At 57.9% G+C, this 13004-nt stretch carries 15 protein-coding genes; 6 read left to right on the top strand and 9 right to left on the bottom strand.

Annotation, left to right across the window (positions count from 1 at the left end; translation table 11 throughout):
* The first annotated feature begins 26 nt into the window (after window positions 1–26).
* From eat to C1Y43_RS17905, 3 genes are all read left to right on the top strand, one after another.
* Window positions 27–1391 (top strand): ethanolamine permease, encoded by a 1365-nt coding sequence (gene eat / locus C1Y43_RS17895; protein WP_058758051.1) that lies wholly within the window; start codon window positions 27–29, stop codon window positions 1389–1391.
* A 210-nt stretch (window positions 1392–1601) separates the two neighbouring features.
* On the top strand, window positions 1602–2600 hold the full coding sequence (locus tag C1Y43_RS17900; RefSeq protein ID WP_104189129.1) for an aldo/keto reductase: 999 nt from the start codon (window positions 1602–1604) through the stop codon (window positions 2598–2600).
* A gap of 122 nt (window positions 2601–2722) precedes the next feature.
* Window positions 2723–3655: a LysR family transcriptional regulator gene (locus C1Y43_RS17905; protein WP_021507131.1), complete on the top strand. Its 933-nt coding sequence runs from the start codon at window positions 2723–2725 to the stop codon at window positions 3653–3655.
* Window positions 3656–3715: 60 nt separating this feature from the next.
* On the opposite strand, the gene mak is transcribed toward C1Y43_RS17905, so the two are convergent.
* Window positions 3716–4627 (bottom strand): fructokinase, encoded by a 912-nt coding sequence (mak, locus tag C1Y43_RS17910; RefSeq protein WP_021507130.1) that lies wholly within the window; start codon window positions 4625–4627, stop codon window positions 3716–3718.
* Window positions 4628–4774: 147 nt separating this feature from the next.
* Here mak and rdgC point away from each other — a divergent pair, with 147 nt between their 5' ends.
* Window positions 4775–5686 carry a recombination-associated protein RdgC gene (gene rdgC, locus C1Y43_RS17915; RefSeq protein ID WP_021507129.1) on the top strand — a complete coding sequence of 304 codons (912 nt, stop codon included), beginning with the start codon at window positions 4775–4777 and terminating at the stop codon, window positions 5684–5686.
* Between the two features lie 195 nt (window positions 5687–5881).
* Here the strand turns inward: rdgC and ppnP are convergent, their stop codons facing one another.
* The 5 genes from ppnP to C1Y43_RS17940 all read right to left on the bottom strand — a co-directional run bounded on the left by ppnP (window position 5882) and on the right by C1Y43_RS17940 (window position 10399).
* Entirely contained in the window at window positions 5882–6166 is a 285-nt protein-coding gene (gene ppnP, locus C1Y43_RS17920; protein WP_010616577.1) for a pyrimidine/purine nucleoside phosphorylase, read from the bottom strand.
* A gap of 104 nt (window positions 6167–6270) precedes the next feature.
* Window positions 6271–6948 (bottom strand): AroM family protein, encoded by a 678-nt coding sequence (locus C1Y43_RS17925; protein ID WP_031279662.1) that lies wholly within the window; start codon window positions 6946–6948, stop codon window positions 6271–6273.
* Between the two features lie 2 nt (window positions 6949–6950).
* Window positions 6951–7883: a DUF1177 domain-containing protein gene (locus tag C1Y43_RS17930; RefSeq protein ID WP_021507226.1), complete on the bottom strand. Its 933-nt coding sequence runs from the start codon at window positions 7881–7883 to the stop codon at window positions 6951–6953.
* Window positions 7884–7898: 15 nt separating this feature from the next.
* A complete protein-coding gene (locus tag C1Y43_RS17935) occupies window positions 7899–9458 on the bottom strand; it encodes an OPT/YSL family transporter (protein ID WP_104092635.1) in 1560 nt (519 codons plus the stop codon).
* Window positions 9459–9640: 182 nt separating this feature from the next.
* A complete protein-coding gene (locus C1Y43_RS17940) occupies window positions 9641–10399 on the bottom strand; it encodes an IclR family transcriptional regulator (protein WP_058757986.1) in 759 nt (252 codons plus the stop codon).
* 17 nt (window positions 10400–10416) lie between these two features.
* On the opposite strand from C1Y43_RS17940, the gene C1Y43_RS23680 reads away from it, so the two are divergent.
* Complete coding sequence (locus tag C1Y43_RS23680; protein ID WP_132466392.1) at window positions 10417–10611, top strand: hypothetical protein; 195 nt, start codon at window positions 10417–10419, stop codon at window positions 10609–10611.
* 76 nt (window positions 10612–10687) lie between these two features.
* Here the strand turns inward: C1Y43_RS23680 and C1Y43_RS17945 are convergent, their stop codons facing one another.
* Both C1Y43_RS17945 and aroL read right to left on the bottom strand, forming a co-directional pair.
* Window positions 10688–10879, bottom strand: a complete 192-nt coding sequence (locus tag C1Y43_RS17945; protein WP_021507229.1) for a YaiA family protein — start codon at window positions 10877–10879, stop codon at window positions 10688–10690.
* Between the two features lie 110 nt (window positions 10880–10989).
* On the bottom strand, window positions 10990–11514 hold the full coding sequence (gene aroL / locus C1Y43_RS17950) for a shikimate kinase AroL (protein ID WP_021507230.1): 525 nt from the start codon (window positions 11512–11514) through the stop codon (window positions 10990–10992).
* A 332-nt stretch (window positions 11515–11846) separates the two neighbouring features.
* Here aroL and C1Y43_RS17955 point away from each other — a divergent pair, with 332 nt between their 5' ends.
* The gene (locus C1Y43_RS17955) at window positions 11847–12533 is read left to right on the top strand and encodes a DUF2076 domain-containing protein (protein WP_058775202.1); all 687 of its coding nucleotides are present in this window, start codon (window positions 11847–11849) and stop codon (window positions 12531–12533) included.
* On the opposite strand, the gene C1Y43_RS17960 is transcribed toward C1Y43_RS17955, so the two are convergent.
* Entirely contained in the window at window positions 12534–12977 is a 444-nt protein-coding gene (locus C1Y43_RS17960; protein ID WP_010616571.1) for a YaiI/YqxD family protein, read from the bottom strand.
* Between the last annotated feature and the right edge of the window lie 27 nt (window positions 12978–13004).

Here is a 13004-nt window from a genome sequence, read left to right on the forward strand (position 1 = left end):
ACAACAAGCATGACGGGGAGATGAAGATGACAGGCAAACTAAAACCCACGCTGGGCACCCTGCATTTATGGGGTATTGCGGTTGGACTGGTGATTTCCGGTGAGTATTTCGGCTGGAGCTATGGCTGGGGCGTGGCCGGGACGCTGGGATTCCTGATCACCACCGCGCTGATCGCCACGCTTTATACCTGCTTTATTTTTAGCTTTACCGAACTGACCACGGCGATTCCGCACGCTGGCGGGCCGTTCGCTTACAGCCGTCGGGCATTTGGCGAAACCGGTGGTCTGATTGCCGGTCTGGCGACGCTGATTGAATTCGTGTTCGCCCCGCCGGCCATCGCCATGGCGATTGGCGCCTACCTCAACGTGCAGTATCCCGATCTCAACCCCAAAACGGCGGCGGTCGGGGCTTATCTGTTGTTTATGGCACTGAATATTCTCGGCGTGAAGCTGGCCGCGATGTTCGAACTGGTGGTGACGGTGCTGGCAGTGCTGGAGCTGCTGGTGTTCATGGGCGTGGTATCGCCGGGTTTCAGCGTCGCTAACTTCGCCGCCAACGGCTGGGCCGGCAGCGACCATTTTGGCATGCCAGCGCTGTCCGGCATCTTTGCCGCCATCCCGTTCGCTATCTGGTTTTTCCTCGCCATTGAAGGCGCGGCCATGGCGGCCGAAGAAGCCAAAGATCCGAAGCGCACCATCCCAAAAGCCTACATCAGCGGCATTCTTACCCTGGTGGTGCTGGCGATTGGCGTGATGCTACTGGCCGGCGGCGCGGGCGACTGGCGCAAGCTGTCGGACATCAACGATCCGCTGCCGCAGGCGATGAAGATGATCGTCGGGGAGCACTCTAACTGGATGCATATGCTGGTGTGGATCGGCCTGTTTGGCCTGGTCGCCAGTTTCCACGGCATTATCCTTGGCTACTCGCGTCAGTTCTTTGCCCTGGCGCGCGCGGGCTATCTGCCGCCCAGCCTGGCGAAGCTGTCGCGCTTCCAGACGCCGCACCGTGCCATCATCGCCGGCGGTGTCATCGGTATCGCCGCCATTTACAGCGACGGACTGATCAATCTGCAGGGCATGACGCTGACGGCGGCGATGATCACCATGGCAGTGTTCGGCGCGATCGTGATGTACCTGATGAGTATGCTGAGCCTGTTTAAGCTGCGCCGCAGCGCACCGGATCTGGAGCGCAGCTTCCGTGCGCCGGGCTATCCGCTGGTTCCGGGCATCGCACTGGTGCTGTCGCTGGTGTGTCTGGTGGCGATGCTGTGGTTTAACCCGGTAATCGGCGGATTGTTTGTGGCGATCATGGTGCTCGGCTACCTTTACTTCCTCGCCACCAAAGCCCAGCGCGAGCGCGCACCGCAGGACTCCATGCTGGTTGGCGAGTAAGCAACGCATTGCCCCTGCCCTTCAGGCAACGGAGACGGGTACACAGAGCTTTTTGTGTACCCGCCTCTTTCTGCCCCACGTGATAAATCCATCCCACCACAGCACCGCTCCGGTCTTGCTGCTGTGATACCTTTTTTGCATGACGAAAATGACAATTCATTACGCGTAATCGGGGTGCAACAATCAAAAAAACCCGCAAAAGGAGCCACTATGCACACCCGACATTTATCGCAAACCCTGACTGTCAGTTCGATCGGCTATGGTGCCATGGGACTGAGCGAATTTTATGGCCAGACAGACGACCACGCTTCAATGCAGCTGTTACACACGCTTATCGACCTGAATATCACGTTTATCGATACCGCGGATATGTACGGGCGAGGCCATAATGAGCGGCTGATTGGCCACTTTCTTGCCGGTCTGGATAACACCACGCGTGAGCAGTTTAAAATTGCCACCAAGTGCGGAATCGATCGCCCTGCGGACCAGGCTTATGCCCGGACGATTAACAACCAACCTGACTACATCACCCGCTGCTGTAATGAATCGCTTAAAAGGCTTGGCGTTGAGCGCATCGATCTGTTCTATCTTCACCGCGTGAGCCAGGTTACGCCGATTGAAGAGAGCATGGAATGCCTGAGCCGCCTCGTTAAAGCGGGTAAGATCAACCACATTGGCCTGTGTGAAGTTTCTGCTTCAACCCTGCGCCGGGCCCATGCCGTCTATCCGATCGCCGCCCTGCAAACCGAATATTCACTGTGGACGCGCGATATCGAAGCTGAGATTCTGCCGGTGGTGAAAGAGCTGGGTATAGGTTTAGTTCCCTACTCTCCGCTGGGCAGAGGGTTTCTGACCGGAAAGTATCGTCATAACAGCGATTTTGCGGAGGGTGATTTCCGTAAAAATAATGCACGCTTTAGTCAATCCAGCCTCGACCATAACGCCCAGCTTCTTGACGCGGTGCACCCGCTTGCTGAAAAGTACAGCTGCACGCCAGGGCAGATTGCGCTGGCCTGGCTGCTGGCGCAGTACGACAAGCTGATCCCCATTCCGGGAACGAAACAGACCCGCTATCTGGCGGAAAATGCGCAGGCCGCCGATATCGTGCTGGAACAGGCAGATATCGCCTTACTGAACGCTATCCACCAGCATATTGAGATCAGGGGCGAGCGCTATTCTGAAGAAGGGATGAAAAGCATTAATGCCTGAAGCCCTGGCCGGGTAACGCCGGGTCAGGATGTCTGACGTAGTGCCGGCCAGACCGATTACCCCCATATCCTGCTGATCTTTAGCGGGGTAGAATAACGTCTTTGATTACCCGGATGGACTCTATGGCGACGGCAGAGCACCTTATCAGCAACCATCTCCCCAGCGTGAAACAGCTTCAATGCTTTCTTGCGGTTGCGCACGAGCTGAACTTTCGCCGGGCCGCCGAACGGCTCAGAATGACTCAGCCTCCGCTAACCCGACAGATTAAGCGCCTTGAAGCCGTGCTGGAGCAGCCGTTGTTTAGCCGCAGCACCCATGACGTCAGTCTGACGGACGCTGGCCGGGCGCTGGTAATCAAAGCGGAGAAGATCCTTCAGGCGCTGAATGAACTCAAGCCTGGCTCGCTTTCTTCAGAAAAGCGCCTGCGTATCGGCCTCACTCGCACGCTGAATTTTGCACTGATTGCGCCCATTCACCAGCAACTGCTGAAACTGGACGCCGCCGACGATGTGGAAACGCCCGATCTGACGTCTGCGCAGTTGCTGCAGTGTCTGGCAAAAAACCGCCTGGACCTGGTACTGACGGGCGAAAGGGCAACCGGCCACGAAGATACCGTTCAGTACCAGTGGATCGGTCGTGAGCCTTTGCTGGTAGCAATGCCGGCCAGACATCCGGCCAGCCTGAAAGAAAAAGTCTCGCTGGAAGCGATCGGTGATTTACCGCTGTTCTGGTTTGCCAGAAGCGCCAATCCGTCGTTCTACGATAAATGTGAACGCTTGTTTTCACAGCTCCACACCCCGCTTAAAAGAGTTAAAGAGCCCGATGATTCACTGGTTATGCTGACACACATTGCCAGAGGAAAAGGCTTTGCCCTGATGCCACAGTCGAAATGTACCTTTCATCAGGAAGGGTTGTGTTATCGCGCACTGGCTGACGATGAAGCGCAAAATCTGCATATCGATATTTATGCCGCCATCCGACTGAATGAAAACCGGCCAGCCGTGCTGCATGCGCACAATATCGTGTGTCACGCCGGTCAGTTAAGCCAAAACTGACCCGCTTCGGCCCCCTCTTCCGCTGGAAGAGGGGTTAAGCACGCATAAAGCGTCGTTACGCTACCCTTTCACCGGCCACAGCCAGGCGGCGCCGCGTACGCCGCTGGAGTCACCGTGCACCGCTTTCAGCACCGGCGTTTCGCACTCGCGGCCGAACACCCATTGTTTCATCAGCGTCGGCACCGTCTGGTACAGCCGATCGTTGTTGCTCATGCCGCCGCCGAGCACGATCACATCCGGATCGAGCAGGTTAACCACCTGCGCCAGCGATTTGGCCAGCCGCGTTTCATAACGGCTCATCGCCAGCTCGGCTACCGGATCCTGCTGCTCGATCAGCCGGATGATCTCCGCGCCCTTCAGCGCCTGTCCGCTGAGACGCTGATAATCAATGGCGAAGCCGGTGCCGGAGACAAACGTCTCAATACAGCCCTGCAGTCCGCAGTAGCACGGCACTTCCGCGCGATAACGCAGTTCGTCTTCATCCATCCACGGCAGCGGATTGTGCCCCCACTCGCCTGCGTTACCGTTACCGCCAATGCGTGATTCACCGTTGATGGCCACACCTGCGCCGGAACCGGTGCCAATGATCACCGCAAACACCAGCGGCTGGCCTGCGCCTGCGCCATCGACCGCTTCGGAAACCGCCAGGCAATTCGCGTCGTTGGCGATGCGCACGTCACGATTCAGCGCACGCGCCAAATCTTTGTCCAGCGGCTGGCCGTTGAGCCACGTCGAGTTAGCATTTTTTACCCGCTGGGTATAAGGAGAAATCGTGCCGGGAATGCCGATGCCGACCGTTCCCTGCTGCCCGGTCTGCGCTTCCGCCAGCAGGACTAAATCGACAATCGCCTGCACCGTGGCCGCGTAGTCGTCACGCGGGGTATTCACGCGGTGGCGAAACAGCTCCTCGCCCTGGTCAGACAGCGCAATCACTTCAATCTTGGTGCCGCCTAAATCAATACCAATACGCACGATTTATTCCTCATTATTCGTTCAGGTGACAGATACAGTAGAAGGCTGAATCGGGAAAGGCAATGAAACCACTCCGATGTTTCGCTATCATGCGCGCTGACTGTTTTAGACTTGTGCGCCCGATCGCACCCACGGTAAGGAATCCTGATGTTGTGGTTTAAAAATATGATGGTTTATCGTCTGAATCGGGACATCCCGCTGTCCGCAGACGATCTGGAAAAACAGCTCGACGCCTTCACCTTCACGCCGTGCGGCAGCCAGGACATGGCCAAAACCGGCTGGGTCTCGCCGATGGGCAACCGCAGCGAAGCGCTGACGCATGTGATTAACGGTCAGATAGTGATCTGCGCCCGCACCGAGCAGAAAATTCTGCCGTCGCCGGTGGTGAAGCAGGCGCTGGAAGCCAAAATTGAGAAGCTGGAAGCGGAACAGAGCCGCAAGCTGAAAAAGACCGAAAAGGATTCGCTGAAAGATGAAGTGCTGCACAGCCTGCTGCCGCGCGCCTTCAGCCGTTTCAGTCAGACCTTTATGTGGATCGACACGGTCAATAATCTGATCATCGTCGACTGCGCCAGCGCGAAGAAAGCGGAAGATACGCTGGCGCTGCTGCGTAAGAGCCTCGGCTCGCTGCCGGTAGTGCCGCTGACGCTGGAAAATCCGATCGAGCTGACGCTGACCGAATGGGTGCGCTCCGGTGAATTGCCGGCAGGTTTCACCCTGATGGACGAGGCTGAGCTGAAGGCGATACTGGAAGATGGCGGCGTGATCCGCTGTAAAAAGCAGGATCTGGTTTCCGACGAGATCGCCACCCACATCGAAGCCGGTAAAGTGGTCACCAAACTGGCGCTCGACTGGCAGGAGCGTATTCAGCTGGTGATCGCCGATGATGCGTCGGTGAAGCGTCTGAAGTTTAGCGACACGCTGCGCGAGCAGAATGACGATATCGATCGCGATGATTTCGCCCAGCGTTTTGATGCCGATTTCATTCTGATGACCAGCGAGCTGGCGGCATTGATCAGCAATCTGGTGGAAGCGTTAGGCGGCGAAGCGCAGCGTTAAGCGGGCATCGCCGGCTGGAAGGATAGTACGGGTGTGTTTAACGGTCGCCATGAATGGCGCCCCGGCAAATATGCTGATTCATACCTGTAGGGTCAGCATTTATGCTGACCGCAGGCCACACCCCATGCTGGCGCATAAAAAAACCGGTAACGCCGCACAGGCTTTACCGGTTGATAATGGAGGCTGCTTTAACGCTTAAAGATAGCGGCACAGGTAAGAAGTTGGCTCTGCCACCTGCAGGTGGAATTCGCTGTGGCCCGGCACGTTAAATACCGATCCGGCTTCGTACCATTTCCACTCGGCTTCGCCCGGCAGCAGCACTTTCAGCGCGCCGCTCACTACCGTCATCTCTTCCGGCTGGCCGGTACCAAAGGTGTATTCGCCTTCCGCCATCACGCCAACGCTGGCCCGGCCAATGGTCACGCTGTCGAAACCAATGGATTTCACTTTTCCGTCGAAATACTCACTTACGTTGAGCATGTTACTTCCTCACAGCACATTAGGGTTACCGGCAGATTACAAGGGAACTCGCTGATCTGTCACGCGAATTAGCGCCGCCCGTCGCAAGTTGTGATCGGCCTCGATCAGACGATCAGTTCAGCCGCCAGTTTCGCCACCAGCACATTCGACAGCAGCACCGGAATGCCCAGCATGTTCTGCAGGAAATCGCGGTGTTTCTGGTGATAACCGATACAGTCGAGCACCACCACATCAGCGCCCTGCTCCTGCAGAGTCAGTCCGGCTTCCATCAGTTCGCTCTGCTGCGCCAGGTATGGGCTGGCGACGGCAAAACAGGGCGTGCTTTGCAGGTTACGCCATTTGCTGGCCTGCTCAGCGATCTGCTCCTCAACCGGCACCACGATGCCGATTTTGTGCGCCTGTACGATGGCGCTGACCAGCGGCGGAATGATGCGATCCGGCTCCAGCAGCAGCGCCGACGTGGTTTTTAGCGTGCCGAACTCACCGGTACACAGCAGCAGAATGGTGTCGTAACCCTGCTGCTCCAGCGCGGTAATTTTACGCTGCAGTCCCTGTTCGACGGTGGCCGCCGCCAGCCGTACCTGTTCGCCGCTGCTCATGCGCGAAACCAGCACTTTATCGCCCGGCGCGGGAGCGTATAACTGCTCCACTTCGGCCAGCGTCAGGCCATCCAGCAGACCGGCATGCGCGACGGCGTCGGCGGGCAAATGCTCCTGCAGCAGCGGCAAAATATCGCTACGCGGTGACTGGCCAATGGTTAAGGTTACTAGCGACGGTTTCATCATCAGGCTTTCCGGCTGCGCAGGTGGCTGAGGCTACCATACAAAGATAGCAGCAGCGCGTACTCCTGCGGGTCATAAAACTGGCAGGTCTCACGGCCAAACTCTTTGGCCACTTCCACCGCAAAGCGCACGGTCGCCGCGATGTCCACTTCATGGCTGGCGCCGGTGCCGCAGCCAGGCACCACGGATTGCGCACAAATCGCGACGCCCACCACCGGCACATCGGTGGCGGTGGACGGTTGCAGAATGCTGTTAAGGTGATACACGCCGTTGCCGTAAGGGGTGATGTCCTGCGTAGTGATCGGGAACGTCACCGCAGGCTGACCGCTGGTCATCTCCATGATGCGTAGCAGATCTTCCGACACGCGCAGGATGTAGCCCTCTTTCACTGTGGGAGACAGCGCATAGCCCTTATGGTTGAGGATGCGGTTTCCTTTAGTGGTATCGATAGAGAGAATCGCGTCGACGCCCGCAACCACTTCGTTGTCATTCATGGTGATGTCGTCGCAGGGCGAATCCATGAAGTCCACCGGCTCGTGCGGCCGGGTCGGCGCATCCGGACAGATATGCGTGGTTACGATCACGTCGCCGGCCAGCACGTCGCCTTTGGTCTGCATCTGTGCCAGCTTCAGCGCGCTGCTCACCGCAGCAACCGCACCGTCGGCGTCGGACACCATGCCGATGCGCGTCGGGCGCGCACCGATGCCGCCGAGACGGCCAATGATCCCCAGCGTCGGCGCGCTGCCGCCCCGGCTTTTGCCCTGGGCGCCAGGAATGTCGATGCGCACAAAATCGGTGCGCCCTTTTGGCCCACTGACGCGCTTAAAGCTGGCTTGCACGCCAGGATAGGCGGCGAACAGATCGACCACCTGCTGGCCATCCACGTAGGCGCTGTCGAGTAACTCAAAAACCTGTAGTGTCTGCTGTAAACTCATCGCTAAATCCCTGGATTATTTCTTACTGCTACTGGCAAAAAGTGAGTGGAAGAAGCTGTACAGCGCGTCGCCCGCAATGAATCCAGCGGCCATCACCTCCATCGGTGAACGTCCACGCTCGCCCCACACGCGCAGGATCAGGACACGTAACGCAATCCCGACCAGCACCGCCCAGCCTGCGGCGGCGTTGTTGATTAACAGACCGGTGGCTAACAGCACGCCGAGCTGGCGCTTAGGCCCGCCGATCAGCTGAATAATCGCCCCCGGAATCGCCCACATCAGCAGGCTACCGGCAATGCCCGGCTCCGCGCCGGCCTGAATGGTTTTGGCGTAAACGCGCGCCACCGGCGGCAGCAGATTGTCGACAAAGAACAGGTTATGCGCATACCACACCACCGGAATTGCGATGACGAAAGCGATCATCGCGGCGATCAGCTGGATGCGGCGGCCCCACAGCTCCTGCTGCACATCGGCCCCGTTGCCGCGCAGAATAAAGCCGGCCTTCAGGTCATAGCCCATATCAGCGAAGGCCGGACCGGTGGCCGCGGTGAAGCCGCACAGCAGGCACAACGCCAGCGGCGGGAAGCCGAGCAGAATGCCGAGGATCAGGGTGATCAGCGCTACCGCGAAGGCCGGGAACCAGCCCGAGTGCATGGCGGCGATGCCGACAATCAGCTCATGCACAAAGGCGGCAAAGGCCGCGTAGATAATAAACAGCAGCAGCATCGGCAGGCCCATTTCGCTCCACAGGCCGCCGCCCAGCGCCAGCAGTGCCGAGATCACGATATAGCCGACAGTCCCCAGGCCGAGCGCGCGTTTGACTTCGCTGTCGCTGCGGCTAACGTTGAGGTTGTCGTGACGGCGGCTGCGAATCACCTGCACCACCTGAATCAGCGCCACCAGACCGGCTCCGACCATTACGCCGTGCGGAATGTACAGCGCGTTAATATCGATACCGGCAACCGGTTGCGCATAGGCACGCAGCAGGAAGCCGATGCCGAGCATGGTCAGCGCCCAGATATTGCCAATGAATGCCGTACCAAAAGCGGACATCGGGATTTTCAGCATTGAGCCCGCGACGCCACCCACGATTCCAGCCACCAGCAGCCACGCCTGGCGACCGCCCTTATCACCGGCTTTGATCGCTTCTGCCGCTGCCACGCCCGGTGGCCATGCATTGCTGGCCGGAAACACGCGCGTGTCGAACAGACGATACAGCAGCCACGCATCCAGCAGCATTGCCGCGCTGACGCCGACAAACAGCGGCAGCACCAGCTGCGGCTCACCCAGCGCCCACGGCACGGCAATCGGCATCAGCAGGCTGTTGGCAGCGCCGAAGGTGGCGGAAGAGATGGCGGTCTGTGCAAGGTTTTGCACTTCAACCGAACGGTAGCGGCGAAACCACTGCAGTGGAATGCGCGCCAGCAGCATGGCAAATAGCGCGCCGATAATAGAAGTATTGGGCGTTACCCCAATAGTTGTGATCAGCTGTACCCCAATGATGGCCCCTGCAACTGACAGCAGAACCAGCATCAGGCCCACGCCAATATTTTTTATTGGATTATCCAGACGCATATTATCCCCGTATTTTCACCCTGTAGAAAACGCGCAATGACATTGTGCCCGACACGCGGAACCTCAACGTTTTATTCATCGTTCCCTGATTATTGAAATAAGCAGGTCCGAAGACCTGCTATTTCCCCGGTGTGGCGCGAAGTATTACGCCTTGAAATCAAATTAGGGTTGTCCTGTTTTATTCAGGACGCTGCGCCGTATTTTTCGGCCATCAGTGCAGCCGTTGCGCGCAATTCGCTGAGCAGCGCTTCCGGATAACCCGGGGCCGCTTCCTGCGAAAGAAATGAGAGACAAAGTGCGGCACTTTCACCGCGGTGTTTATTGGTTACCGCTACGGCAAGCGAACTAATGCCAGGCAGCGTTTCATTGCGGGCCAGTGCCCAGCCCTGCTGACGAATCAATGCCAGCTCTTTGCACAGTGCATCGATGTTCAGCGGTGAATTGATCGACGCGGTTTGCCAGTTATCGCTGAAGCGCGCGCGCACCTCGTCATCGCTCAGCTGCGCTAACAGCACGCGGCCGGTCGACGTGCCGGTAACCGATACCCGTGTACCAGGCGGCGTCACCAGCTGGGTAAAGAAGCGACCGTGGTACATGCGCATCACCAGCACATCGTCCCCGTCCAGCACCGAGATATAGCCCATGCAGCCGCTGCTGGCCGCCAGGCGCGCCATCGGCGCCGATGCGCTGTCAATCAGCGGTGTCGAAAGATAGTGCCCGGCAACGGACAACAGCACGCGGCCAATCTGAAAACAGCGGCTGTCGGGATCGCGCTCCAGTAAACCTTCGCTTTCCATGGTCGCCAGCAGGCGCGACACGGTACTTTTCGGCAGCCCCAGCGCCTCCACCACCTCGGTAAAGGTCAGGCCGGGATGGCCCTGCGCCACGCCAAAGCGCTGAAACAGCTTAAGCACGGCGGCGGCATTTTCGAGTGTGGTCATGGCGCTGGTTTCACTATATGGAACTGAGTTCCTGTATCGATAACCCGAAAGTAAAACGCGACGGTTTATCGGTCAAGCGCAAATTTTGCACCGGACAAAACGCAGGCTATTTAAGGCAGCAGAAAATAAGGGCTAAAGGCAAAATAAAAAGACGTTATCAGGCAGGAGAGCGATTAAACAGAAAAGACGGCAGCTTTTATCGCCGTAATTAGCGCATCAGGGAAAATAAAAAATCTATTTAGCGACCGGACGTAATTACGCTAAAGCGGGCATCCCTGCCCGCCGGGATTATTCTTTTTCCACATCTTCATAGCGGTCTTTGGCATCCTGCGCTTCCGCTTCCGATTTATGTTCGCTAATTAAGGTATCCGGACGTGGATGATCGGCCCGTAATTCATACCAGGTGACGGTATTGCCCGCCTGCCCTTTTTCAACGGCAACAATGCGCGCTTCTCGCGGATAGGGTGGTCTGGTTGGCATCGTTTTCCCTCTTATGTCAGGTTTCCACACAGACAGCGGTGATCCTCTGCCTGCTATTGAGTATAGACAATCGAGGATCGCTGTAAAAAAGAGGGAGAATTCTTAGGCAGTTAGCTGGCGCGGGCGAGAGACAGCGATTGCAGAATATGTTCCACCACCTGCTCCGGTGCCTGCATCGCGTTGACTTCATGGTGCGCGGCCTGACGATAGAGCTGCGCGCGTTCGCGCAGGATATCTTCCATCTCTTCCGCGATGGGCCGGCCGGTCAGGGTCGGACGCTGTGCCGCTTCTGGCTGACGCTCCAGCCGATCGGCCAGCACGCCAGAGGGCGCGTTGAGCCAGATGACCTGACCATGCTCGCGCATGAAGTGGCGATTGACATCAGCCAGCACCATGCCGCCGCCGGTGGCGATTACGCTGGCAGGTGCGGTAACCGCTCGCAGCGATTCACTTTCACGCGCGCGAAAGCTGTCCCAGCCTTCCGTCGCCACAATCTCTGCCACGCTGCGCTGTGTGGTGAGCTGCAGGTGGTGGTCGGTGTCACGAAAGGCATAGCCCAGCGCTTGCGACAGCGCCTGGCCAATGGTGGTTTTACCGCAACCGCGTGCGCCGATCAGATAGATGGGTAATGACATCCGGGCTCATCCTCCGCCGTAGTCTGCCGCGCGGGCAACGTCATCAGGTCAATAATGCGTCGCATGATACCTGGATTTTATTTTATCAGCCAGCCGCGAAGCACGAATTACGCGTATTTCAGCGATAGCTAATGCCATTATTTTGATTTTTAAAGGGAAAACGATGCGCATTTCGTGCATCAGGCGATTTGTAAGCGCGGGGCAACATTTGCTTACCAGGCCGCTGATTTACTTTCTGTCACGCAGCCCGCATATACGCTTTATAGTTCAGGCAACGGACGTCCTGTTGGTCGCCTGAAGAACAACACGCTATGCCTAACCGGAGGTTCACCATGCAGAGCCAGGAACAACAACTTATTGAAAGCCTGTTCAGCCGTCTGAAACAGGCAGAAAGCCAGAGCGGCCCGCGTGATGCCGGTGCCGAACAGTTAATCAATCAGCATTTACAGAGCCAGCCCGGTGCGCCCTACTACATGGCGCAGGCGATCCTGATTCAGGAAGCGGCGATGAAAAAGCTCAACGCGCAGGTATCGGAGCTGGAGAGTCGTCTGGCGCAGGCGCAGCAGCAGGCCCCGCAGCAAAGCAGCGGCGGTTTCCTGTCGAGCCTGTTTGGCGGCGGTTCACGCCCGGCGCAGCCGCAACAGCCGGCATGGAACAGCGCACCGCAACAGCCACAATATGCCGCACCGCCTCAGCAGCAGTATGCTGCACCGGCGCGCGGTACCGGTTTCCTGGGTGGCGCACTGCAAACGGCTGTCGGCGTGGCCGGCGGTGTGGTGATGGCGGACATGCTCACCAGCCTGTTCCACCATTCGCAGCCGGAAGAGATCGTCAATATCATCAACGAACCGGCGCTGCCGCAGGTGGATGATAATCTGGACACCTTCAACGGCAATGACAGCAACAATGCCTTCCTGAATGACAATTCAGGCTGGGACAACAACAGCTTTGCCGATAACAATGATTTCAACGATTTCGGCAGCGGCGGTGATTTTGACGACGACGACAGCTTCGTCTGATTAACGCTGACGTAACCATTTATCCAGTTCGTTGGCAAACTGCTGGCGGTCACGTGGGCTTAATGCCGACGGGCCGCCGCTCTGAATGCCGCTGGCGCGCATCGTTTCCATAAAATCGCGCATGGTCAGGCGCTGACGAATGGTATCGCTGCTGTAGCGCTCCCCGCGCGGATTCAGCGCTGCCGCCCCTTTCTCCAGCACTTCTGCTGCCAGCGGGATATCGCCGGTAATCACCAGCTCGCCCGGCTGCACGCGTTTCACAATCTCGTTATCGGCCACGTCAAAGCCGGCAGCCACCTGCAGCGTTTTCAGAAACGGCGACGGCGGTACGCGCAGCGGCTGGTTAGCGACGAAGGTCACGGTGACTTTGGTGCGCTCAGCGGCGCGATACAGCACCTCTTTGATGACATTGGGACACGCATCGGCATCCACCCAAATCGACATGTTTAATCCTTATTAACGGGCAATGCC

This window comes from Pantoea sp. ICBG 828, from assembly GCF_002928355.1.
In the GTDB taxonomy this organism is placed as follows: Bacteria; Pseudomonadota; Gammaproteobacteria; order Enterobacterales; family Enterobacteriaceae; genus Pantoea; species Pantoea dispersa.